We start from the raw sequence: 22,103 nt of genomic DNA on the forward strand, positions 1-22,103 counted from the left end.
CGGGCGGACCTCATGCGAATATTGTTGACCGGCTCCTCCGGCTGGCTCGGCCGTTTCCTCGCGCCGCGGCTTCGACAGGCCGGCCATGATGTGGTCGGCCTCGACGTCGTCCCGGGCGAGGCGACCGATGTCACAGGCTCGGTAGCCGAACGATCGGTGGTCGAGCGCGTGTTCGCGGATTACGGCATCGAGGCCGTGATCCATGGCGGCGCGCTGCACAAGCCTGATATCGCGCGGTTCGCGCCGCAGGCCTTTGTCGACGTCAACGTGTCAGGCACGCTTAACTTGCTGCAGGCAGCAGTGGCTGCCGGCCACGACCGTTTCGTCTTCACCTCGACGACGTCGCTGATGATCTCGCAGGCGATCCGCGACGAGGAGGGCCATGCTGCGGTGTGGCTCGACGAGACGACAGGGCCGCTCGAGCCGCGCAACATTTACGGAGTGACAAAACTCGCCGCTGAAGGGCTGTGCCGTCTGTACAGCCGCGAGCACGGGCTGAACTGCGCGGTGCTGCGCACCAGCCGCTTCTTCCCCGAGGATGACGATACCATCCGCGACATCCATGGCGAGAACCTGAAGGCGACCGAGCTGCTGTACCGCCGCCTTACCGTCGAGGACGCCGCCGATGCCCATGTCGTGGCGCTGGACAAGATCCGCGGCTTCGAGGTCTTCGTGATCAGCGCGCCGACGCCGTTTGCGCGCAGCGATGTCGCCGACCTGAAGACCGACGCGGCCGGGGTGATCGCGCGCACCTTCCCCGATGCGCCGACGCTGTTCGCGCGGCGCGGCTGGCGCCTGCCGAAATCGATCGGCCGGATCTACGACGCCGGCAAGGCCGAACGGCTGCTCGGTTTCCGCGCCGGCACGGATTTCGCAGCCGTGCTCGGCGCCTTGCGCAGCGGCGCGCCGCTTCCCTTTGCGCACGATCCCGATTATGTCTCGCCGTCAACGAGGCTCGCAAATGGCTGATTTTCACGGCGTCTTTCCGTACCTGGTATCCCCGGTCGACCCCGCCGGCCATGTCCGCACCGAGGTGCTGGCCCGGCTCTGCGACGATCTGGTCAAGGCCGGCGTCCACGGCTTGACGCCGCTCGGCTCGACCGGCGAGTTCGCCTATCTCAACAATGCGCAGCGCATGCAGGTGGTGCAGACCACGATCGAGGCCGCGCAGGGCCGCGTGCCGGTGGTCGCCGGCGTCGCCTCGACCTCGACGGCGGATGCGGTGGCGCAGGCCAAGGCCTACCAGAAGCGCGGCGCGACCGGCATCCTCGCGATCATGGAAGCGTATTTTCCGGTCGGCGACGCGCAGGTGGAAGCCTATTTCCGCGCCATCGCTGATGCCGTCGACATTCCGGTCGTGATCTACACCAATCCGAATTTCCAGCGCTCCGACCTCACGCTCGACGTCATCGCGCGGCTCGCCGGGCATCCGCGCATCGGTTACATCAAGGACGCGTCGACCAGCACCGGGCGGCTGCTGTCGATCATGAACCGTTGCGGCGACAGCCTGAGAGTGTTCTCGGCCTCCGCCCATATTCCGGCCGCGGTGATGCTGATCGGCGGCCACGGCTGGATGGCGGGCCCGGCCTGCATCATCCCGCGGCAGAGTGTCGAGCTCTACAATCTGTGCCGCCGCACGCGCTGGGATGAGGCGATGGCCCTGCAGCGCAAGCTGTGGCGCATCAACGAGGCGTTTGCCCGCTTCAACCTCGCCGCCTGCATCAAGGCCGGGCTCGCGAGCCAGGGCTACGACGTCGGCGATCCCGTGCCGCCGCAGGCGCCGCTCACGGCCGAGCAGCGCAAGGTGGTCGAGGCGGCGTTGCGCGATCTGGGCTGAGGCCGTCGGGGGGCTGCGCGGCAAAATGCCGGGCAATCCGCCTTGGCCATGCCGGAAACCTCCGCTTGGTCAGCGCGTTTGTTGCGTGGAGCACAGCAATGAATCGGCGTACCGTCCTTGTCCTGGCCGTGATCGCGGCCGTTCTGCTGATATTCGCGGCCGGCAGCATCCGTCAGGCGCCGTGGAGCGGCCCGGCTGCCCGCGCGGTCGCCGAGCGCGGCGCGCTGTCGGATGCCGAAAAGGCCAATGTCGAGATCTTCGAGAAGGTCTCGCCGTCGGTCGTGCAGGTGGTGACGCAAACCGCCGCCAATCCGCTGAGCGAGGAGCAGGAGGGCGGCGCGGCGTCGGGCACCGGCATTGTCTGGGACAATGACGGCCATGTCGTCACCAACAACCACGTGGTGCAGAACGCAAGCCAGGTCGCCATCCGCTTTGCCTCCGGCGAAGCGGTGCGAGCCGAAATCGTCGGCACGGCGCCGAACTACGATCTGGCGGTGCTGCGCATCCGCAGCGCGCGCAAGCTGCCGCCGTCACTGGCGCTCGGCAGCTCGGCCGATCTCAAGGTCGGCCAGTTCGCCTATGCGATCGGCAACCCGTTCGGGCTCGATCAATCGATGTCCAGCGGCATCATCAGCGCGCTCAAGCGCCGGCTGCCGACCTCGAGCGGCCGCGAGATCTCCAACGTGATCCAGACCGACACCGCGATCAATCCGGGCAATTCGGGCGGCCCGTTGCTCGATTCCGCCGGGCGGCTGATCGGCGTGACCACGGCGATCCTGTCGCCGTCGGGCTCGAATGCCGGCATCGGCTTCGCGATCCCGGTCGACATCGTCAATCGCGTGGTGCCCGAGCTGATCCGCAACGGCCGCGTGCCGACGCCGGGGATCGGCATCGTGACCGCGAATGAGGCGGTCGCCACGCGTATCGGTGCCGAAGGATTGATCGTGGTGCGCACGACACCGGGGTCGCCGGCCGAGCGCGCCGGGATACGCGGGGTCGACATGTCGACCGGTGAGCTCGGCGACGTGATCACCGCGGTCGACGGCAAGCCGGTCCACCGACTCTCCGATCTGGCCGACCAGCTCGAGCAGATCGGGGTCGGCAAGAAGGTGCGGCTCAGCGTGAACCGCGACGGCTCGGCGCGCGATGTCGAGGTCGCCATCGTCGATATCGGCCGGGCGCAATAATGTCGTCACTGGCTTGACGCGTGCCACCGGATTGTGCTTTCGCGCGCCGCGCGACGAGACGCCTGTCCTCCGGCCGGCGCGTGGTTGTCAGGCCGCCAAAATCCGCTAAAACCCCCGCCAAATTCTCTGGAAATTCTTGGAAGCTCGAAGGACCCTCTGATGAACATTCTTCCCGGCAATATGCGTTTTGGTGCGGGCCAGCCAGTCAAGCGTCTGGAAGACCAGCGGCTGGTCACCGGGAAGGGGCATTTCATCGACGACAAGCCGCAGGACGGTGCGCTCTGGCTGCACGTGCTGCGCTCGCCGCACGCCCACGCCAACATCAAGGCGATCGACGCCAGGGCGGCGCTGGAGATGCCGGGCGTCAAGGCCGTCTATACCGGCGCCGACCTCGTCAAGGACGATATCGGCACGCTGCCGACGCTTGCGATCTTCAAGCGGCCCGACGGCTCGCCGATGACCGTGCCGCCACGGCGCCTGCTGGCGCATGATGTGGTGCGTTACGCGGGCGAGGGCGTCGCGGCGGTGGTCGCGACCTCGCGGGTGCTGGCGCAGACCGCGGCCGAGGCGATCGAGATCGATTACGGGGTGCTGCCCTCGGTGGTCGATCCGGTCGAGGCGATCAAGCCCGGTGCGCCGGCGGTCTGGCCGGAGGCGCCCGACAACATCGTGGCCGCGATGAGCTATGGCGATGCCGCCAAGGTCGAGGAAGCCTTCGCCAATGCCGCGCACAAGGTGTCGCTCGATCTGGTCAGCCAGCGCTTGGTGCCGTCGGCGATGGAGCCGCGCTCGACCATTGCCGAGATCGAGAAGAAGACCGGCCGGCTGATCCTGCACGTGCAGTCGCAGACCCCAGGCTCGACCCGCGACCTGCTGGCGGAATCGATCCTCAAGCGGCCGAAGGACAGCGTACGCGTGCTGGTCGGCGACATCGGCGGCGGCTTCGGCCAGAAGACAAGCCTGTATCCGGAAGACGGCATCGTCGCCTATGCAGCGACCAAGCTGAATGAGAAGATCCGCTGGCGCGGCGACCGCACCGACGAGTTCGTCGGCGGCACCCATGGCCGCGACCTGACCTCGACCGGCGAGTTCGCGCTCGACGCCAAGGGCCGTGTGCTGGCCTATCGGGTGCGCTCGATCGGCGGCACCGGCGCCTATTCGTCGGGTACCGCCAACATCATTCCGCTGGTGCTCGGCCCGTTCGTGCAGACCGGCGTCTACGATTTGCCGCTGGTGCATTTCGAGGTGAAGTCGGTGATGACCCACACCGCGCCAGTCGGCGCCTATCGCGGCGCCGGCAGGCCCGAGGCGGTGTTCATCGTCGAGCGGCTGTTCGACGCCGCCGCGCGCCAGATCGGCATGGACCCGCGCACCATCCGCAAGGTCAACTACATCAAGCCGGCGCAGCTGCCCTACACCAATGCGGTCGGGCAGGTGTACGATTCCGGTGCCTTCGCGCACATGCTGGAGCGCGCGTCCGATTTGGCCGACTGGAACGGCTTTGCCGCGCGCAGGAAGGCGGCGAAGAAGAAGGGCCTGCTCTACGGCCGCGGACTGACCAGCTACATCGAATGGACCGGCGGCCGCGCCCACACCGAGAACGTCTCGCTGCATGCGACCGCCGAAGGCCGCGTCATCCTGCATTCCGGCACCATGGCGATGGGGCAGGGCCTCGCCACCACCTACACCCAGATGATCGCTGATACGCTCGGCATCGCCATGGACAAGATCGATGTGATTCAGGGCGACACGGACCTCGCCACCGGCTTCGGCAGCGTCGGCTCGCGTTCGCTGTTCGTCGGCGGCACCGCGGTTGCGGTCTCCAGCAACGACATGATCAACAAGGCGCGCGACAAGGCCTCCAATTTGCTGGAAGCCTCTGTCGAGGACATCGAGTATCGCGACGGCTTCCTCACCGTGGTCGGCACCGACAGGCGCATCAGCCTGTTCGAGATCGCGGCCAAGGAAAACGGCGCAAAGCTTTCGGTCGAGAGCGAGGGCAATGTCGACGGGCCGAGCTGGCCGAACGGCACCCATATCTGCGAGGTCGAGATCGATCCCGAGACCGGCGTCACGCGGGTGGTGCGCTACACCACGGTCGATGACGTCGGCGTCGCGGTCAATCCGATGCTGGTGACGGGGCAGGTGCATGGCGGCGTTGTCCAGGGCATCGGCCAGGCGTTGTACGAAGGCGTGGCCTACAGCGAGGAAGGCCAGCTGCTGACCGCGAGCTATCAGGACTATTGCATCCCGCGCGCGGATGACATTCCGCCGATCACGGTGACGCTCGATGGCTCGGCGCCGTGCAAGACCAATCCGCTGGGTGCCAAGGGCTGCGGCGAGTCCGGCGCGATCGGCGGGCCGCCCTGCATCACCAACGGCGTGATGGATGCGCTGAGCGAGGTCGGGATCACCCAGCTGAACACGCCGCTGACGCCGTCGAAGATTTGGCAGGCGATCCGCGACGCCAAGGTGACGGCCGCTTAGCCGTCATTCCGGGGCGCGCGCCAGCGCGAACCCGGAATCTCGCGCCACAACTTCGAGGTTCCGGGTTCATCGCTTTGCGATGCCCCGGAACGACGGGGCTACAGCCCCAGCACCATCTTCGCGATGATGTCGCGCTGGATCTCGGACGATCCGCCGAAGATCGTATAGGCGCGGCCGTTGAGATATTCCGGCACCACCGGCAGTAGTTCTTCGGGGATCGCCGGCTCGTGGTTGAGCCGGTAGAACGGCCGCGCCGGCTCGACGGCAAGCCTGTCCTGGCCGATCACGTCGACGCCGAGCCGCGTCACTGCCTGGCGGATCTCGCTGACGCGGAGCTTGATCAGTGACGACACCGCGCCGGGATTCTGCCCGGTCTGCAGCGCCGACAGCACCCTGAGCTCGGTCATCTCGAGCGCGTCGATATCGACCTCGACCTCCGACATCCGGACCGCGATATCGGGATCCTCGATGGCGCGGCCGGTAACCTCGGAGCCAGCGAGATCGGTGATCGTCTTCAGCGCCTCGCGCAGCTTGGCCGACGCGATGCCGGAGCCGCGCTCGAATTCGAGCAGATATTTGCCGTAGGTCCAGCCCTTGCCTTCCTCGCCGACGCGATTGACGACGGGAACGCGGACGTCGTCGAAGAACACCTGGTTGACCTCGTGGTCGCCGCCGATGGTCAGGATCGGGCGCGTGGTGATACCCGGCGCCTTCATGTCGATCAGGATGAAGCTGATGCCGTCCTGCTGCCGCTCGCCGTCGCTGGTGCGCACCAGCGCGAACATGCGGTTGGCGTGGTGGGCGTGCGTGGTCCAGATCTTGGTGCCGTTGATGATGTAGTCGTCGCCGTCGCGCACCGCGCGCGTTTTCAGCGAGGCGAGGTCGGAGCCCGAGCCCGGCTCGGAATAGCCCTGGCACCAGTAATCCTCGCCGGAGAGAATCCGCGGGAGGTAAAAGTTCTGCTGCTCGGGCGAGCCGAAGCCGATGATGACGGGGCCGACCATCTTGACGCCCATCACGTTGACATTGGGCACGCCGGCGCGGGCGCATTCGGCCTCGAAGATCCAGCGCTGTGCCGGCGTCCAGTCCGGTCCGCCATGTTCCACCGGCCAGCCCGGCGCACCCCAGCCCTTCTTGTGCAGCGCGCGCTGCCAGGCCATGCCGATATCGGGGTCGGAGAACACCGATGGCGTCAGCGCGGTGGCGCGCTTCATCTCCGGCGTCAGGCTCCCGGCAATGAAATCGCGGACTTCCTGCTCGAAAGCGCGTTCCTCGGCGCTGAAGGTGAGATCCATGGTGCGCTCTCCGTTAGGCGTGGGCGCGGCCGCTGAGCGCGGCGTGGCGGCGATAATGATGGGCGCTGTTGCCGAACAGCGTGTCGAAGGCGAGCAGCCGCTTGAAATAGGCGCCGATGTCGAGCTCCTCGGTGACGCCCATCGCGCCGTGCAGCTGCACCGCCTGTTCGGCGACGAAGCGCGCGCATTTGCCGATCTTCGCCTTGGCGCCGGACGCCGCACGGCTGCGGGCCACAGGCTCGGCATTGGCCATCAGCGCGGCGCGCAACGCCATCGAGCGCGCCTCGTCGACCTGCATCGCCACGTCGGCGAGGCGATGGCGGATCACCTGGTTGGCCGATAGCGGCCGGCCGAACTGCTTGCGGATCTTGGTGTATTCGAGCGTGGTGTCGAGCAGCGTCTGCATGATGCCGACGCCTCCGCGCCGAGCGCGGCCATCGCGCGGTCGACCACGGTTTCGATCGCGGGCAGCGCATCGCTGCCGTCGCCGAGCAGCGCATCGGCGGGCAATTGCACATCCTTCAGATCGAGATTGCAGCCGCGCCCGCCGCCGAGCCGCGCGTAGTCGCGCAGAGTGAGCCCGGGCGTTTTCGCCGGCACCAGGAACAGGCCAAGCTTGCCGGACGCACCATTGGCGTTGGCGATACGGGCCGAGACGATGATCTGGTCGGCTGCCGCGCCGTCGAGCACGGCGATCTTGCTGCCGTTCAGGCGCCAGCCGTCGGCGGTCTTGCCGGCCGTGGTGTCGACATGGGCGAGATCGAAGCGCGCGGCGCGCTCGGAATGCGCGAAGGTGAGCGTAAGCTTGCCCTCGGCAACGTCAGGCAGGATCGCCTGCTTCTGCGTCTCGGTGCCGCATTCGGCAACCAGCGCGGCGCCGATCACGACCGTGGAGAGGAACGGCTCGGACACCAGCCCGCGGCCGAATGCTTCCATCAACAGTCCGATCTCGATCGCGCCGCCGCCGAGCCCGCCATGGGCTTCGCTGATCGGCAGCGCCAGCCAGCCGAGCTCGGCGAACTGTTTCCAGATCGCGGGCGAATAGCCCAGCGGATCGTTCGCCGATTTCTTGCGATGCTCGGGGTTAAAGGTTTCCGCCACGAAGCGGTCGGCACTTTCGCGCAGCAGGCGCTGCTCGTCGCTGAGGGTGAGGTCCATCTGGCTTGCTACACGTTGGCGGTTTTCTTGACGGAGGGATGCAGACCCGCGGGGTCCACCACCATGCCGAATTCCTGAAGGTTGTGGGCGTGGCAGAGCTGATGCAGCGCGAAGGCCTGATCGATCGCGGCGGGCTGCCCCATGATGTCGATCGAGCGGTTCACCGCCTCCTTGGAAAGCTTCAGCGCTAAGGCGGGCTTTGCGGCGATCCGCCGCGCCAGCGCCAGCGTAAAGGATGAGAGATCGCCGCGCGGCACCACGTGATTGACCATGCCGAGGCGATGCGCCTCGTTGGCGTTCCAGACGTCGGCGGTGAACAGCATCTCCTTGGCCTTGCGCGCGCCGAGCTCCCAGGGATGCACGAACCACTCGACGCCACAGACGCCCATCGTCACCACGGGGTCACAGAACTCGGCATCGTTGCTGGCAACGATCAGGTCGCAGGCCCAGGCCAGCATCAGTCCGCCGGCGATGCACTTGCCGTGTACCTCGGCGATGGTCGGCTTTGCCAAATTGCGCCAGCGCCTTGTGATCTGCAGGTAGATCTCCTGCTCGCGCGCGAAGCGGCCATGGGCGTTCGGCTCGGCGAAGCCGCCCCAATTTCCGACTGGCGGGAAATCGGCACCGGCCTGGTTCTTGGCCCCTGGCCTGAGATCGTGACCGGCCGAAAAATGCGGGCCGTTGCCGGCGAGGATGATGACCTTGACCGCGTCGTCCTGCACCGCCCGGTCGAAGGCGGCGTTGAGGTCGTAGGTCATCTGCAGGTTCTGGGCGTTGCGGGCCTCGGGGCGGTTCATCACGATCCGCGCAATCGCGGGCTCGGGCCGTTCGACAACAATCGTCTCGAATTGTTCAGACGCCAATGGATCCTCCCGCGATCGATTTTTTCGCCATGATGAACGGCGCGGGCAGGGATAGGCAAGCGTCATCATCCGCAAAAGAAGCCGCGAAATCCGCCGCACGGGATTATCCGGCGAAAATCTGTTACGCTGACGCAGAATCCACCCGGGGAGGACCATCTTCATGCGCAAGCTTTGGACCGTGCTCGCAGCGCTGGCGACATTGAGCCTGACCAACTGCGGCTACAACGCGATCCAGACCAGTGACGAGCAGGTCAAGTCGAGCTGGTCGGAGGTGGTGAACCAGTACCAGCGGCGCGCCGATCTCGTGCCCAACCTGGTCAACTCCGTGAAAGGCTTTGCGCAGCAGGAGAAGGACGTGCTGCTCGGCGTCACCAACGCGCGCGCCAAGGTCGGCAGCATCCAGGCAACGCCCGAGGTGCTCAACGACCCGGCCGCGTTCCAGAAGTTCACACAGGCGCAGGGAGAATTGACCAGCGCGCTGTCGCGGCTGCTGGTCGTGACTGAAAATTATCCGCAGCTGAAATCGGACGCGCTGTTCCGCGATCTGATGGCGCAGCTCGAGGGCACCGAGAACCGCATCACCGTGGCGCGCAATCGCTACATCAAGGCAGTGCAGGACTACAACGTCGGCATCCGCACCTTCCCGAACAATCTGACCGCGATGGCGTTCGGCTACAAGGAGAAGCCCAACTTCACGGTCGACAATGAAAAGGAAATATCGACCGCGCCGAAGGTCGATTTCAATAATCCGTCACCGGCCCCCGCGCCGTCGAAATAGCGCCGGCGCGCGCGCATCGCGATGACCGCCGCACGCGTCATCCTGCTCGCTTTCCTGCTGGGCTTCGTGTGCCCGGCGTGGGCCGAGGTCGCGGTGCCTCCGCTCACCGGCCGCGTCGTCGACCAGACCGGGACGCTGTCGGCGAGCGATGTCGCGACGCTGACCGACCGGCTGAAGGATCTGGAGGCCCGCAAGGGCAGCCAGATCGCGGTCTTGATCGTGCCGACCACGGGCGAGGAAACCATCGAGCAATTCTCGATCCGCGTGGCCGAGGCCTGGAAGATCGGGCGCAAGAAGGTCGACGACGGTGCGCTCCTTGTCGTCGCCAAGAACGACCGGCACTTGCGCATCGAGGTCGGCTATGGCCTCGAAGGCGTGCTGAGCGATGCCGTCACCCATCGCATCATCGACGAAGACATCACGCCGAAATTCAAGGCCGGCGATTTCGCCGGCGGCATCTCGGCCGGCGTCGACCGGATGATCCGCCTGATCGATGGCGAGCAATTGCCGGCGCCGGAGCCCGAGCATTGGCAAGGGCCGAACCTGGTCGACTTCGCCAATCCGGTGACGATCTTTATCGTCATCATCGTGGCCGGCGTGTTGCGCGGGATACTGGGGCGGTTGTTGGGCTCGGTCGCGACCGGCGGTGTCGTCGGCGTCTTCACCTGGATGGTAGCCGGCTCGCTCGCCACGGCGCTGGTGGTCGGCCTGTTCGCCGCCGTCGCGGCGCTGATCTTCGGCGGATTGAACTTCGGCGGTCCGGCGGCAGGCTCGGGACCGTACCGGCGCGGCGGCGGTTATTCCGGCGGCTGGTCCGGCGGCGGGGGCTGGAGCAGCGGCTCGAGCTCGAGCGATAGCGGCGGCTTCAGCGGCGGAGGCGGCAGCTTCGGCGGCGGCGGCGCCTCGGGGAGCTGGTAGGCATGGGCATCAAGCGCATCGGCAAGCATCTGCTCGAACACCGCTGGCGGGTGCGGCGTGATTTTCCGCCGCGCGTGCTCGACGCCATCGAGCGAGCGATCAAGGCCGGCGAGGCCACTCATTCCGGCCAGATCCGTTTCGTCGTCGAGGGCGCGCTCGACGGTGTGCCGCTGTTCCGCAATCAGCCTGCACGGGAGCGCGCGCTCGACGTGTTCTCGCATTTGCGGATCTGGGACACCGATCACAACAATGGCGTCCTGATCTATCTGTTGCTCGCCGACCGCGACGTCGAGATCGTCGCCGACCGCGGCATCGACGCGAAGGTCGGCCATGCCGGCTGGGAGGCGATCTGCCGCACGATGGAAACGGATTTCCGGGCCGGCCACTTCGAGCAGGGCGTGATCAAGGGGATCGAGGCGGTGTCGCGCGAGCTGGCAAAGCATTTCCCGCCTCCGGCCGGCCCGAATGAGCTGCCGGATAAGCCGGTGGTGATTTGAGTTCGTCATTCCGGGGCGATGCGAGAGCATCGACCCTCAGATGCGCAATCGCGCATCGGGGAATCCAGAGGTAATGGCTTGAGATTCCGGGTTCGCGCTACGCGCGCCCCGGAATGACGGTAGAGAGAGCGTCTACGCCTTCACCGATGGCCGCGCGCCGACGCGGTTGAACCAGGCAACGATGTTGGCGTTCGACTGGTCCAGCGGCTGGCCGACCTGGTTGCCGAAATCGAGCCAGCAATAGAGCAGCATGTCGGCGAGCGTGAAGCGCTTGCCGCAGATGTAGTCGCGGCCGTCGGCCATCTGGTCGTTCAGCCACTTGATACGGTTGGCGGCGATCATCTTCAGGCCGGGTGAGGCTTCGGGCGCAACGGGAATGCGCTTCTCGAAGAATTTCAGCGCTTCGCCGAAGCGGTAGCCGTTGGCGAGCGGCTCGGCGATGTTGAGATCGACGCGGCGCGTCCACATCCGGCATTCCGCGCGCTCTTCCGGCGTGGTGCCGATCATCGCGGGCGAGGGGTGCTTCTCCTCGAGATATTCGCAGATCGCCGTGATCTCGGAGAGGAAGTTGCCGCAGTCGAGCTCGAGCGCCGGCATCTGGCCGTGCGGATTGCGCTTCAGGTGTTCCGTCTCGCGGTTCTCGCCCTTGCGCAGGTCGACGGCCTGTTTGGGTATCTCGATGCCCTTCTCCGCCATGAACATGCGCACGATGCGCGGATTGGGTCCGATCGAGTCGTAAAGCTTCATGATCCTCGCTCCCGTTTCTTCAGCGTTGTTGTTGCCGCTGTTGAACAGGCCGCGCGCGGATTTGTCAAATGTGAAGGCGCTCGGTCGCCCGAACGTCATTGCGACCCGTTGGCTCGCAACGACGGGGAGGAACTGAGCTCAATCGTCGAGCTTGTTGAGGTCGCGCACCGACTGCATGATCGGCTCGAAATTCGAGCGCGCATCGAGCGCGTCGAACAGTTGCGCGGTGTCCTCGAGCAGGCCGTGCGAGCGCTGCAGCGCGATCCGGACATCGTCCTGTGGTGTATCGGACAGCCGGCCATGTCCCGACAGCAGGATCTTCGAGTTGAGGCCCTTCAGCCGCTCCAGCGACTGGATGTAGTCGGCGATCGAGCCGGAGCCGAACACGCCGCCCATCACGCCGCCGGGCATCAGCGTGTCGGCGGCGAACAGCAGGCCCTTGTCCTGGTCGAACAGCGTGATGCAGGCCGAGGTGTGGCCGGGCGTGTACATCACGTTGAGGCGAAAATTGCCGAGGTCGATCAGGTTGCCTTCCTCGAGCCAGATGTCGATATCGATCGGCACGTTCGGCTCGTTGAACATCTTGCGCAGCATCGAGAAATCGTCGCGCAGCATGATCTTGTTGGCGGCGAGCCGGTGCGCGGCGATGTAGGCGCTGCCGTGGAAATGGTACGCCGCGCCGATGTGGTCGAGATGCTCATGGCTCAGCACCACCATGTCGATCATCTCGGGCGTCACCCCGAGATGGTTGAGACAGGCGACGAGCGACGGATAATTGCTCGACAGTCCGACGTCGATCATGATGGTCCGCTTGCTGCCGCGCACCAGATAGGCGTTCGCCGCACGGTTCTTGAAGCGGATCTGATAGACGTCGTCGGCGGCCTGGATCAGCGTTGCGACCTCGGCGTCGAACAGCGTCTTGAACGGGCTTGGCTTGCGGTCGCTCATGGGGTTGCCGCCGTCCGGTAAGTCACCGCGTTGGATGCGCGCAGGCGCTTCGAGAGCGCATCCATCACCATCAGCGCGAACGCCGGCTGCTGGCTGACCAGGTAGACGAAGCGGGCGTGGTTGATCCGCATCACCCGCGTTGCGGGCGCGGAAGCGATCGCGGTCGCCGAGCGCGCCGAGCCGTCGATCACGGCCATCTCGCCGAAGAACTCGCCCTTGCCGAGGCTGACGATAACAGTCTTGTTTCCGCGATCGATCTTGGCGATGTCGACCTTGCCGTCGAGCACGACAAACAGCTCGCGGCCGGTCGAGCCTTCCTCAAAGATGACGTCATCGACACCAAATTCCTTGATGCATTTCTCGATCGTCATGGTGCTCTCCTGCCTTCTGGCTGGAAGATGACGGTATGTTAATCGGGAAAGCGCCGCGCGCAAACGGAAGCGGCGCAGATTGCCGCAGGGCAGCATCGCCCAAATCCGGCCCGGAAAACTCCCTAAAATTTAGGTAATGGCGGAGCGGGGTAACCATTTCGCAAGCAATAAAAGTTACCGAATTGTCAACCTAGTCTGGAGACTTTGAACGTGAGTGAGCAGCAGAGCGAGCCGGTCAGCGGTCAAACCGGCGCCGAAATGGCGGCGAAAAGCGAGCCCGTGATGGCCGCGACCGGTGTCGAAGCTCCCCGACTTGCGCCCGAGCAGGAAGAGACGTCGCCAAAGGCGGACGGGCCCCGGATGGACGCTCCCAAGGTTGAACCCTCGAAGGTTGAACCGCCCAAGATCGAGCCCAAGATCGAGTCCATGATCGAGCCGAAGGTCGAGGCCAAGGTCGAGCCGACCAATATGGACGTGCCCAGGGTCGCGACCGGCAAGCGGGAAGAGCCGCATTTTCCGGGCAAGCTGATGATCATGGCGCCGGGTGACCGCACCTGGGACCATGAGGCGACGGCATCCAGGCCAGGCGCCGAACAGGCGGCCAAGGCGGCGGGCAAGCCGGCCGGCACGCGCCGGATCGGCGCGATGGCCGCGGTGATCGCGCTGGCGACCGTGGCCGGCGCCATCGGCGGTGCGCTCGCGACCGCGGGGCTGGGCCATCTCGCCGCCCCCGCTGCTGCCTCCGTCAGGGATGTGGCTGCCAAGGACGCCGCCGCCAACAAGGAGGCGGCCGATGCCGCGCTCGCCCGGATCGAATCCGATGTCGCCGCGCTGAAGGCCAGCGTCGAGCAGACCGCCAAGGCCGGCCAGGCTCAGTTCAGCAAGACCAATGACCGGATCGAGAAGGTCGAGAAGGCCCAGGCCGAGCCGATGGCCAAGCTCAACAAGCTCAGCGAGGCGGTCGACAAGCTCCGCGCCGCGCCGCAGACCACCGTCGCCGCGGCGACGCCCGCCCGCGAGGTCACGGGCTCGATCACCCCGGCGACTGCCGCGGCGGCGCCGCCCGCCCCCAGGCCCGAGGTCGGCCGCCTGCCGGTGGTCGACGGCTGGTCGCTGCGCGACGTCGGCAATGGCGGCGCGCTGATCGAAGGCCGCGGCGGCATCTACGAGGTTTACGCCGGCGACCCCGTCCCGGGCCTCGGCCGTGTCGACGCCATCCGTAAGCAGGATGGCCGTTGGGTGGTCGTCACCAGCAAGGGCCTGATCGTTTCGCGCTAGAGCATTTTCGGTTCTGATTGAATCAGAACCGAAGCTCTAGCTCATCGTTTGGACGCGTTTTCTTCACGCGAACCGGGGTCCACTTCGCTCGAAAACGCTATGATCTCCGCAACACGACAACACCAAGGCGCTTCACCACGATGTGAAGCGCCTTTTTTCTTGAATAGGGTTTGCCGCGCGGTGTTAGTGGGGGCATGAGCCGCGCGCTGAAATGCCTTCTGGTGATGTCCGTTCTGCTCTGCAGCGCCGCGCCTGCACGTGCCGCCGAGGATCGCGCGCTCGAGCGCGGCGCGGCGGTCATCGATCCCGCCATCCTGCGCGAGCTCGATCACGGCCGCTTCAACCTCGGCCGGATGCTCGCGCCGGAGCGTTCCGCCGACACGCCGCTGTCCAACCGTGATCTGTTCGGGCTCGCCGCGATGGTTCCGGTGCGCGAGGCGCTGGATCGCGAATTCGATCGCTACGTCGCAAAACATAAGGCAAGCCTGCCGAACGAGAACATTGGCGTCGGCGACGGCTTTGCGTTTCAGCTGTTCGACCGGGCGCTGCTTGAATCCCCCGACGTCCGCTTCGTGCTGTCAGGCATCGTCAACCGCATGGACCGCGCCTATGTGGCGCCGAAAGATTGCGGCGAGATCCGGCTGATCTACCGGCTGACCCGTACCGATGTGCCGCCGATCGGCGAGAACGCGGTGTCGCAACGGCTGCCGATGACGCTGAACCTCGTGCTGAAGGCGAAGGGCGACGGCAACGACGCATCGCTCGGCTGCCGCGAAATCGCGCGACGCTGGCTCGCGACCGGCAGCGCGCCGCCGGCGATAGAGAAGTTGCTCGGCAAGGATGGTCCGCTCGACCTGATCGATGCGCGCAATATCGATCGTATCGAGACCAATCTGCAGATCGCGCACGCGCCGAAATCCGCGGTGCGCGATTTCCGCACCGACTATCTGCTCAAAGTGTTCGATTATGACGGCGCGGCAAAGCGGTTTGCCGAAGCGCCGCTGGAGAACCAGATCGATCGCGACCGCATTCTGGCGGACGGGGCACTGAGGCGCGACTTCAAGGCGTGGCTGCTTGACCCCAAGCATTTTGCCGAGCTCGATCGCGGCACCTTGCTGATCCCCGATCGCTTCCTCGCGACCGCAGCAGTCGCGCCAACGCCGACCGGTTTCGATGTCAGCGAGCCGGAGCCCGAGTTCGGCATGGTGCAGGGCGAGGGCACGGCCGGCAATGCGGTGTTCTCCGATGGTGACGTCGTCGGCGCCCTGCAGAAGGCTGCGGCCGACGGAACAAAGCTGCAGAATATCCAGTCGCTGGCCGGCTTCGAGCGGCGCCTCAACGATGTCACCTGCGCCGGCTGTCACCAGACCCGCGGCATCGGCGGCTTCCATTTTCCCGGCGTCGACTGGATGGCGGCTAAGCCGTCGAACTCCACCGTGGTGCCGGCCTCGCCGCATTTCTTCGGCGACCAGCCTCGCCGCCGCGATATCCTTGCAAGCTTCCGCGACGGCAAGGCGCCGGACTTTTCGCGCGGCTTCTCCAACCGGCCGCAGCTGCGCGGCAGCACCGAGCTTGCCGGCACCGAATACAGCGACGGCTGGGGCGCGCATTGCTATCTGCCGGGCGCGAGGCCCGCCGAGAGCGACCGCAGTTTCCGCGGCTGGACCTGCGCCGACGGCCTTGCCTGCCAGGTGGCCGGGAAGGCCTCGCACATCGGCATGTGCTTCGTGAAGGGGCGGTGATTTCCGCCGGAACCGAAGCGGCTGCGCGTCATTATTTGATGCTACATTCCGCGTCGCGACCACGCCCCGGACAGCCCAGCCTTGAGCGGAGACCGGCCGATGAGTGCTCCCGAGGACGACAAGCAGCGCGACCGCGAGATCGCGGCCAACGAGGCCGAGCGTCAGGCGGTCAGCGCCGTCCGCGTCAGCAGCTGGGCGATCGGGCTCGCGGTCATCCTCGGCATCATTGTGGTGGCCCTGGTCTGGGCCTGGATGAAGCGCTGAAGCGACGCTCGACGGAGATCGATCCGCTACGCCACCGCGCCTGACGCGCGCAGCTTCTGGATCGTGGCCTCGTCGTAGCCGGCTTGGCGCAGGATTTCGTCGGAATGCTCGCCGACCTCGGGCGGCTTGCGCGGCTGCACCTTCCTCGCGCCGTCGATGAAGATCGGGCTGTTGACAGTCAGCATGGTGTCGTTCTCGAACCGCACCAGCACCTCGTTCTCGATCATCTGCTTGTCGTTCGGGATGTCGTCGAGGATGCCGACGACGCCGAACACGAGACCATTGCCGTCGAGGATATTGCGCCATTCGGCGAGGTCCTTGCCGGCGAACACCTCGTCGAAGATCTTGATCAGCTCGACCGAGCGCGCATGGCGGTCCGCCTTGGTGGCGAAGCGGGGATCGGCGACGAGGTCCTCGCGGCCCATGCAGCGCGCCAGCGTCGGCCATTGCCGGTCTTCGTTGAGCAGCGACAGGATCAGCCAGCGGCCGTCCTTGCACTTGTAGTGGTTGGTGACCGCGTTCAGCGCCTCTTCGCGCGGCTTGCGCTTCTTGAACTTGGCGCCGGCGAGCTTGGCCTGCGCCAGCACGCCATTGGCCCAGACGCCGTTGGCCATCAGATTGGTCGAGACGTGCGAGCCCTTGCCGGTCTTCTCGCGCTGGAACAGCGCGGTGACGATCGCGCCGTAGAACGCCATCGCGCAGGGATGATCGCCCATGCCGGCGACGGAACGGGCCGGCGTGGTCTCCTCGTCGGCGCGCACCAGATCCATCAGGCCGGAGCGGGCCCAATAGGCGTTGGAGTCGAAGCCGGGCTTGTTGGCCTCTTCGCCCCTCTCGCCATAGCCGGTGAAGGACGCGTAGATCAGCCGGTCGTTGAGATGGGCAAGATGGTCGTAGGTGATGCCGAGCTTCTGGCGCACCTGCGGCGGCATGTTGGTGATGAACACGTCGGCCTCGGCGACGAGCTTGTACAGCACCTGTTGCGCGTCAGGCTTGGTGAGGTCGAGCGCGAGGCTCTTCTTGTTGCGGGCCTCCAGCATCCACGCGAAATTGTGCTCGCTCGATGGATAGCCGGGCAGATTGGGCAGATTGCGATAGGGATCGCCGGCGCCGGGCGGCTCGATCTTGATGACGTCGGCGCCGAAGTCGGACAGCACGGTGGCGGCCGCGGGTGCCGCGATGAAGCTCGCGCAGTCCAGGACCTTGAGCCCGTCAAAAATGCCTTTTTCCATCGTGCCGTCGCTCCCGTGGCGCTTGTTGGTGTTTTTCCGGTAGCTGGAATTATCGCAAGCAATGATCCCGATCGGACCGCCATTTGACCCATCTGGGGGGCACGATGCAACCAAGTCATTCCGGACCTGGCGCCCATGCACCATGCCGGAATGACATGTCGGTGATGAGTATTACTCCACCCCCGCCATCAGCGCCGCATTGCCGCCCGCGGCGGCGGTGTTGATGGTGATCGTCTGCTCGGTGGCGAAGCGCGCGAGGTAATGCGGACCGCCGGCCTTGGGGCCGGTGCCGGAAAGACCGCTGCCGCCGAACGGCTGCACGCCGACCACCGCGCCGATCATGTTGCGGTTGACATAGATATTGCCGACCTGGAGGCGGTCGATCACGTGCTCGATCGTGTCGTCGATGCGGGAATGGATGCCGAGCGTCAGCCCGAAGCCGGTCGTCTCGATCGCGCTCAGCACCTCGCCGAGCTTGTCGGCGCGGTAGCGCACCACGTGCAGGATCGGGCCGAACACCTCTTCCTTCAATTGCCCGGCCGCCGACAGCTCGAAGATGTGCGGCGCGACGAAATTGCCTGCCGGCGCCTCGCCGGCGAGATGCACGCGCGCCTCCTGCTTCATTTGCGCGATATGCGCATCGAGCCGCTGCTTGGCGTCGGCATCGATCACCGGTCCGATATGCGTCGACGGTTCGGAGGGGTCACCGATCTTCAATTCGCGCGCGGCGCCGGCGATCATCTCGATCATGCGGTCCGCGACGTCGTCCTGTACGAACAACAGCCGCAGCGCCGAGCAGCGCTGGCCGGCGGAGCGGAACGCCGAGGTCACGACGTCGTCGGCGACCTGCTCGGGCAGCGCGGTGGCATCGACGATCATGGCATTGATGCCGCCGGTTTCCGCGATCAGCGGCACGATCGGGCCGTCCTTGGCCGCGAGCGTGCGGTTGATCGACCGCGCGACCTCCGTCGAGCCGGTGAAGACGACCCCGGCAATGGCGGGATGCGCCACCAGCGCGGCGCCGACCGCGCCCTCGCCCTGGACCAGATGCAGCGCCGATGGCGGCACGCCGGCCTGATGCAGCAGGGCAACCGCTTCGGCTGCGATGCGCGGCGTCTGCTCGGCCGGCTTTGCGATCACCGCATTGCCCGCCATCAATGCCGCCGTCACCTGGCCGAGGAAGATCGCGAGCGGGAAATTCCACGGCGAGATCGCGACGAACGCGCCGCGGCCGTGCAGCTCCAGCACATTGCTTTCGCCGGTCGGGCCGGGCATCGTCTCGCCTTCGCCGAACAGCTTTTGCCCCAGCGCGGCATAATAGCGGCAGAAGTCGATCGCCTCGCGCACTTCCGATAGCGCGTCGTCGAGCGTCTTGCCGCCCTCGCTTTGCAGCAGAGCGAGGAAATGGGCGCGGCGCTGCTCGAGCAGGTCGGCGGCCTTGTCCAGGATCGCCGCGCGTTTTGTCGCCGGCGTGGCGTTCCAGGCCTTGAAGCCGCGGCGCGCCGCGGCAACGGCGGCATTCGCCTGCTCGGTGGTTGATGGGGTGACGGAAGGCGGGACGTTCCGCTCGGCCGCGATCGCCGATGTCATCGTGTCGAGCGCCTTGCGCTCGCCGAACTCGATGCCGTGCGAATTCTCGCGCTGCGGCCGATAAAGCTCGGCCGGCAACGGAATCGCTGCGTGCGACGCCTTGTCGTCAGCGCCGATGATCTCGGCTGGGCGGCGCAGCAGGTCCAGGATGGACACACGATTGTCCGCGGCCAGTGCCACGAAGGACGAGTTGGCGCCGTTCTCGAGCAGCCGCCGCACCAGATAGGCGAGCAGGTCGCGGTGGCTGCCGACCGGCGCATAGGTGCGGTGGGCGATCTCCGGCCTGTCCTCGCCGAGCTGGGCGTAGAGTGCCTCGCCCATGCCGTGCAGCCGCTGGAATTCGAAGCTCAAGGAATCGTCGGCGAGTTCGAGGATGGTCGCGACCGTCAGCGCGTTGTGGGTGGCGAATTGCGGAAACAGCCGCGGCCGCAGCGCCAGCAGCTTGCGCGCGCAGGCGACGTAGTTCATGTCGGTCATCGCCTTGCGGGTGAACACCGGATAGCCGTCGAGCCCCCGCTCCTGTGCGCGCTTGATCTCGGTGTCCCAATAGGCGCCCTTGACCAGGCGCACCATCATCCTGCGATCCAGCGCACGCGTCAGCGCGTCGACATAGTCGATGACGGCGGCGGCGCGCTTCTGATAGGCTTGGATCGCGAGGCCAAAGCCGCTCCAGCCGGCGAGCGAAGGGTCGGCGAATGCGGCGGCGATGACGTCGAGCGACAGCTCCAGCCGGTCGGCCTCCTCGGCATCGACGGTGAAGTTGAGGTCGAATGCCTTGGCGCGGCGCGCGAGATCGATCAGTTGCGGCACCAGCTCGGTCATCACCCGCGTGTGGCTCACCGCCTCGAAGCGTGGGTGCAACGCGGAGAGTTTCACCGAGATGCCGGGCCGGTCGGGCAGGGGCTGGTCGCCGGCCGCCTTGCCGATCGCCTCGATCGCGCGGGCGTAGGATTCGAAATAGCGATGGGCATCGTCGGCGGTGCGCGCACCCTCGCCGAGCATGTCGAACGAATAGCGCGAGCCGCGCGCCGTGTGCGATTGCGCGCGCGACAGCGCCGCCTCGATGGTCTCGCCGAGCACGAAATGGCTACCCATCAGCCGCATCGCCTGCCGTGTCGCGGCGCGCACCGCCGGCGCACCGAGTCGCTTCGTCAGCCGCCCGATCGTGCCCTGCGGCGTCTCACCGGGCTGGATCACGCGCGCCGACATGCCGAGCGCCCAGGCCGAGGCGTTGACCAGGAACGCGCTCGATCTGGTCTCGTGGTTGACGAAGTCGCCCTGACCGAGCTTGTCCTCGATGAACTGGTCGGCCGTACGCGCGTCCGGTACCCGCAGCAGCGCCTCCGCCAGCACCATCAGCGCCAGCCCCTCCTTGGTCGACAGCGCGAACTCCCGCAACATGTCCTCGACCCCGCCGAGCGGATCGTCATTGGCCCGGATCGCCTCGATCAGGCGCGTCGCGGTGCGGTCGATCCGTGCCTCCGCCTCCGCGCCGAGCGTCGCGTCCTGGCGCAGGCGGGCGGCGATGGCGCTGTCGTCTGGCGCATACGGCGCGCTGAACGGGGGCGGGAGCGGCAACGGGTCTGGCATGGCGGTTCCTTGAGATTGTGTGGGAACACGTACGCGTTAGTGAACTGTAGTTCGATAGACAAATTAGCAGATTTGCCTTAGAAAATCAGGATCAATTCGAGAATTACCGTAGATATGACAGAAATCGACAAGACTGACCGCAAAATCCTCTCGATCCTGCAAGGGGATGGCCGGATTGCCAATGTGGAGTTGGCGGAAAGGATCGGCCTGTCGCCGACCTCGGTCGGCGAACGGTTGAAGCGGCTGCAGCGCGACGGCTTCGTCGAGGGCTATGGCGCCCGGCTCAATCCGCACCGGCTCGGGCTTGGTCTGCTGGTGTTTGTCGAGGTGCTGCTCGACAAGACCACGCCCGATGTATTCGAGAAGTTCGCCAGGGCGGTCCAGACCGCGCCGGAAGTGCTCGAGTGTCACATGGTGGCCGGCGGCTTCGACTATCTGGTCAAGGCGCGGGTCGCCAACATGACCGCCTATCGCAGGTTTCTCGGCGAGACCCTGCTGGCGCTGCCGGGTGTGCGCGAGACGCGAACCTACGCGGTGATGGAGGAAGTCAAGCGCGACGCGCCGCTGCCGGTCTGATCCACAGCCATGCGCCGGATGTCTTGGCATCGCGACACGCCCGCGATAATCCTTTGGTCGAGTTGGGGCGGTGGTTCATGAAAGACGCTGATCAGCCGATACGAATGAAGCGGGCCGGATTTGCCGGCGCGCTTGCTGTGCTCATGCTGTCGTTGCCGTCGGCCATGCCGGCCCGCGCGGCCGAGCTCAGCTCCGGCATCCTGCAGCTCTACACCTCGGTCTCGATCTATCCGCCGTCGGCGACGGGGATGACCGTCTGTTACGGCTTCGTCTGCCGGCGTCGCGAGATGCTCGACTTCAGCGCAGCCGACCGGGCGGCCCTGGCCAAGATCATGGCAACGGGCCGCGCCAATGCCGCCGCCGAACGCGCGGCCGTGCAAAAGGCCGTGATCTGGTTCGACCGGCGCATGGGGCCGATCCTCGGCACCGACAAGCGCGTGGCGAAAGCGGATTTCCGCGCCAACGACGACAAACACAATTATGATTGCTGGGACACGACGCGGAACACGACCAGCCTGATGCTGGTGATGCAGGCGTGGAACCTGTTCAGGTTTCATGACGTCGGGGATCCCCACTACCGCGGATTTTCGTTGGCGCAAACGCCGCACAACACCGCCGTTCTCGTCGAGCGCGCGACCAAGGTGGAATGGGCGGTCGATCTCTGGCCCCGCGGCTATCTGCAACCGCCTGATGTCATGACCGTCGCCAAATGGGTGACGGAAGATTGAACGGCTGAGCGTCGCAG

General features: G+C 66.1%; 19 protein-coding genes and 1 pseudogene. 12 read left to right on the plus strand and 8 right to left on the minus strand.

Annotated elements, in window-relative coordinates:
* Positions 1-12 precede the first annotated feature (12 nt).
* The 4 genes from I6F38_RS12425 (at position 13) to I6F38_RS12440 (ending at position 5,511) form a co-directional block, all read left to right on the plus strand.
* Positions 13-969 (plus strand): NAD(P)-dependent oxidoreductase, encoded by a 957-nt coding sequence (locus I6F38_RS12425; protein ID WP_225160523.1) that lies wholly within the window; start codon positions 13-15, stop codon positions 967-969.
* Positions 962-1,837, plus strand: a complete 876-nt coding sequence (locus I6F38_RS12430; RefSeq protein WP_225160524.1) for a dihydrodipicolinate synthase family protein — start codon at positions 962-964, stop codon at positions 1,835-1,837. Before I6F38_RS12425 ends, I6F38_RS12430 begins: the two co-directional genes overlap by 8 nt.
* A 98-nt stretch (positions 1,838-1,935) precedes the next feature.
* Positions 1,936-3,024, plus strand: a complete 1,089-nt coding sequence (locus I6F38_RS12435; protein WP_225160525.1) for a trypsin-like peptidase domain-containing protein — start codon at positions 1,936-1,938, stop codon at positions 3,022-3,024.
* Between the two features lie 159 nt (positions 3,025-3,183).
* Positions 3,184-5,511, plus strand: coding sequence for a xanthine dehydrogenase family protein molybdopterin-binding subunit (locus I6F38_RS12440; protein ID WP_225160526.1), 2,328 nt, complete (start codon positions 3,184-3,186; stop codon positions 5,509-5,511).
* 98 nt (positions 5,512-5,609) lie between these two features.
* Here the strand turns inward: I6F38_RS12440 and I6F38_RS12445 are convergent, their stop codons facing one another.
* The 3 genes and pseudogenes from I6F38_RS12445 to I6F38_RS12455 all read right to left on the minus strand — a co-directional run bounded on the left by I6F38_RS12445 (position 5,610) and on the right by I6F38_RS12455 (position 8,827).
* Entirely contained in the window at positions 5,610-6,806 is a 1,197-nt protein-coding gene (locus I6F38_RS12445) for an acyl-CoA dehydrogenase family protein (protein WP_225160527.1), read from the minus strand.
* A gap of 13 nt (positions 6,807-6,819) precedes the next feature.
* A pseudogene (locus tag I6F38_RS12450) lies at positions 6,820-7,964 on the minus strand (acyl-CoA dehydrogenase).
* A gap of 8 nt (positions 7,965-7,972) precedes the next feature.
* Positions 7,973-8,827, minus strand: coding sequence for an enoyl-CoA hydratase (locus I6F38_RS12455; RefSeq protein WP_225160528.1), 855 nt, complete (start codon positions 8,825-8,827; stop codon positions 7,973-7,975).
* 160 nt (positions 8,828-8,987) lie between these two features.
* On the opposite strand from I6F38_RS12455, the gene I6F38_RS12460 reads away from it, so the two are divergent.
* Genes I6F38_RS12460 through I6F38_RS12470 form a run of 3 tightly spaced genes read left to right on the plus strand, consistent with a single transcriptional unit; the run spans position 8,988 to position 11,020 of the window.
* Positions 8,988-9,605: a LemA family protein gene (locus I6F38_RS12460; RefSeq protein ID WP_028334935.1), complete on the plus strand. Its 618-nt coding sequence runs from the start codon at positions 8,988-8,990 to the stop codon at positions 9,603-9,605.
* Positions 9,606-9,626: 21 nt separating this feature from the next.
* Positions 9,627-10,523 (plus strand): YgcG family protein, encoded by an 897-nt coding sequence (locus tag I6F38_RS12465; protein ID WP_225160529.1) that lies wholly within the window; start codon positions 9,627-9,629, stop codon positions 10,521-10,523.
* Positions 10,524-10,525: 2 nt separating this feature from the next.
* Positions 10,526-11,020 (plus strand): TPM domain-containing protein, encoded by a 495-nt coding sequence (locus I6F38_RS12470; RefSeq protein WP_225160530.1) that lies wholly within the window; start codon positions 10,526-10,528, stop codon positions 11,018-11,020.
* Between the two features lie 132 nt (positions 11,021-11,152).
* Here the strand turns inward: I6F38_RS12470 and I6F38_RS12475 are convergent, their stop codons facing one another.
* From I6F38_RS12475 to I6F38_RS12485, 3 genes are all read right to left on the minus strand, one after another.
* Positions 11,153-11,767, minus strand: coding sequence for a glutathione S-transferase family protein (locus I6F38_RS12475; RefSeq protein ID WP_225160531.1), 615 nt, complete (start codon positions 11,765-11,767; stop codon positions 11,153-11,155).
* A gap of 138 nt (positions 11,768-11,905) precedes the next feature.
* Entirely contained in the window at positions 11,906-12,715 is an 810-nt protein-coding gene (locus I6F38_RS12480) for an MBL fold metallo-hydrolase (protein WP_028334939.1), read from the minus strand.
* The gene (locus I6F38_RS12485; protein ID WP_018273297.1) at positions 12,712-13,086 is read right to left on the minus strand and encodes a cyclic nucleotide-binding domain-containing protein; all 375 of its coding nucleotides are present in this window, start codon (positions 13,084-13,086) and stop codon (positions 12,712-12,714) included. The genes I6F38_RS12480 and I6F38_RS12485 overlap by 4 nt, the downstream gene beginning before the upstream one ends.
* A 204-nt stretch (positions 13,087-13,290) precedes the next feature.
* Here I6F38_RS12485 and I6F38_RS12490 point away from each other — a divergent pair, with 204 nt between their 5' ends.
* The 3 genes from I6F38_RS12490 (at position 13,291) to I6F38_RS12500 (ending at position 16,370) form a co-directional block, all read left to right on the plus strand.
* Entirely contained in the window at positions 13,291-14,364 is a 1,074-nt protein-coding gene (locus I6F38_RS12490; protein ID WP_225160532.1) for a hypothetical protein, read from the plus strand.
* A 194-nt stretch (positions 14,365-14,558) separates the two neighbouring features.
* A complete protein-coding gene (locus tag I6F38_RS12495; RefSeq protein ID WP_225160533.1) occupies positions 14,559-16,106 on the plus strand; it encodes a hypothetical protein in 1,548 nt (515 codons plus the stop codon).
* A 99-nt stretch (positions 16,107-16,205) separates the two neighbouring features.
* Entirely contained in the window at positions 16,206-16,370 is a 165-nt protein-coding gene (locus I6F38_RS12500; RefSeq protein ID WP_225160534.1) for a hypothetical protein, read from the plus strand.
* A gap of 26 nt (positions 16,371-16,396) precedes the next feature.
* Here I6F38_RS12500 and I6F38_RS12505 read toward each other — a convergent pair whose 3' ends face one another.
* Positions 16,397-17,602 carry a CoA transferase gene (locus I6F38_RS12505; protein WP_225160535.1) on the minus strand — a complete coding sequence of 402 codons (1,206 nt, stop codon included), beginning with the start codon at positions 17,600-17,602 and terminating at the stop codon, positions 16,397-16,399.
* A 171-nt stretch (positions 17,603-17,773) separates the two neighbouring features.
* Positions 17,774-20,782 carry a bifunctional proline dehydrogenase/L-glutamate gamma-semialdehyde dehydrogenase PutA gene (putA, locus tag I6F38_RS12510; protein ID WP_225160536.1) on the minus strand — a complete coding sequence of 1,003 codons (3,009 nt, stop codon included), beginning with the start codon at positions 20,780-20,782 and terminating at the stop codon, positions 17,774-17,776.
* A gap of 114 nt (positions 20,783-20,896) precedes the next feature.
* On the opposite strand from putA, the gene I6F38_RS12515 reads away from it, so the two are divergent.
* Positions 20,897-21,358 carry an Lrp/AsnC ligand binding domain-containing protein gene (locus I6F38_RS12515; RefSeq protein ID WP_038386239.1) on the plus strand — a complete coding sequence of 154 codons (462 nt, stop codon included), beginning with the start codon at positions 20,897-20,899 and terminating at the stop codon, positions 21,356-21,358.
* 143 nt (positions 21,359-21,501) lie between these two features.
* On the plus strand, positions 21,502-22,086 hold the full coding sequence (locus tag I6F38_RS12520; RefSeq protein WP_225160608.1) for a hypothetical protein: 585 nt from the start codon (positions 21,502-21,504) through the stop codon (positions 22,084-22,086).
* The last annotated feature ends 17 nt before the right edge of the window (positions 22,087-22,103 follow it).

Origin of the sequence: Bradyrhizobium sp. BRP56 (assembly GCF_020194035.1) — a bacterium.
GTDB classification, from domain to species: Bacteria; Pseudomonadota; Alphaproteobacteria; order Rhizobiales; family Xanthobacteraceae; genus Bradyrhizobium; species Bradyrhizobium australafricanum.

Excerpts from the sequence above, each read along its gene's own strand:
- I6F38_RS12425 (WP_225160523.1), top strand. The coding sequence starts at position 13 with ATGCGAATATTGTTGACCGGCTCCTCCGGCTGGCTCGGCCGTTTCCTC.
- I6F38_RS12430 (WP_225160524.1), top strand. The coding sequence starts at position 962 with ATGGCTGATTTTCACGGCGTCTTTCCGTACCTGGTATCCCCGGTCGAC.
- putA (WP_225160536.1), bottom strand. The coding sequence starts at position 20,782 with ATGCCAGACCCGTTGCCGCTCCCGCCCCCGTTCAGCGCGCCGTATGCG.
- I6F38_RS12515 (WP_038386239.1), top strand. The coding sequence starts at position 20,897 with ATGACAGAAATCGACAAGACTGACCGCAAAATCCTCTCGATCCTGCAA.
- I6F38_RS12465 (WP_225160529.1), top strand. The coding sequence starts at position 9,627 with ATGACCGCCGCACGCGTCATCCTGCTCGCTTTCCTGCTGGGCTTCGTG.
- I6F38_RS12475 (WP_225160531.1), bottom strand. The coding sequence starts at position 11,767 with ATGAAGCTTTACGACTCGATCGGACCCAATCCGCGCATCGTGCGCATG.
- I6F38_RS12485 (WP_018273297.1), bottom strand. The coding sequence starts at position 13,086 with ATGACGATCGAGAAATGCATCAAGGAATTTGGTGTCGATGACGTCATC.
- I6F38_RS12480 (WP_028334939.1), bottom strand. The coding sequence starts at position 12,715 with ATGAGCGACCGCAAGCCAAGCCCGTTCAAGACGCTGTTCGACGCCGAG.
- I6F38_RS12435 (WP_225160525.1), top strand. The coding sequence starts at position 1,936 with ATGAATCGGCGTACCGTCCTTGTCCTGGCCGTGATCGCGGCCGTTCTG.
- I6F38_RS12470 (WP_225160530.1), top strand. The coding sequence starts at position 10,526 with ATGGGCATCAAGCGCATCGGCAAGCATCTGCTCGAACACCGCTGGCGG.
- I6F38_RS12520 (WP_225160608.1), top strand. The coding sequence starts at position 21,502 with ATGCTGTCGTTGCCGTCGGCCATGCCGGCCCGCGCGGCCGAGCTCAGC.
- I6F38_RS12505 (WP_225160535.1), bottom strand. The coding sequence starts at position 17,602 with ATGGAAAAAGGCATTTTTGACGGGCTCAAGGTCCTGGACTGCGCGAGC.
- I6F38_RS12460 (WP_028334935.1), top strand. The coding sequence starts at position 8,988 with ATGCGCAAGCTTTGGACCGTGCTCGCAGCGCTGGCGACATTGAGCCTG.
- I6F38_RS12440 (WP_225160526.1), top strand. The coding sequence starts at position 3,184 with ATGAACATTCTTCCCGGCAATATGCGTTTTGGTGCGGGCCAGCCAGTC.
- I6F38_RS12495 (WP_225160533.1), top strand. The coding sequence starts at position 14,559 with ATGAGCCGCGCGCTGAAATGCCTTCTGGTGATGTCCGTTCTGCTCTGC.
- I6F38_RS12445 (WP_225160527.1), bottom strand. The coding sequence starts at position 6,806 with ATGGATCTCACCTTCAGCGCCGAGGAACGCGCTTTCGAGCAGGAAGTC.
- I6F38_RS12500 (WP_225160534.1), top strand. The coding sequence starts at position 16,206 with ATGAGTGCTCCCGAGGACGACAAGCAGCGCGACCGCGAGATCGCGGCC.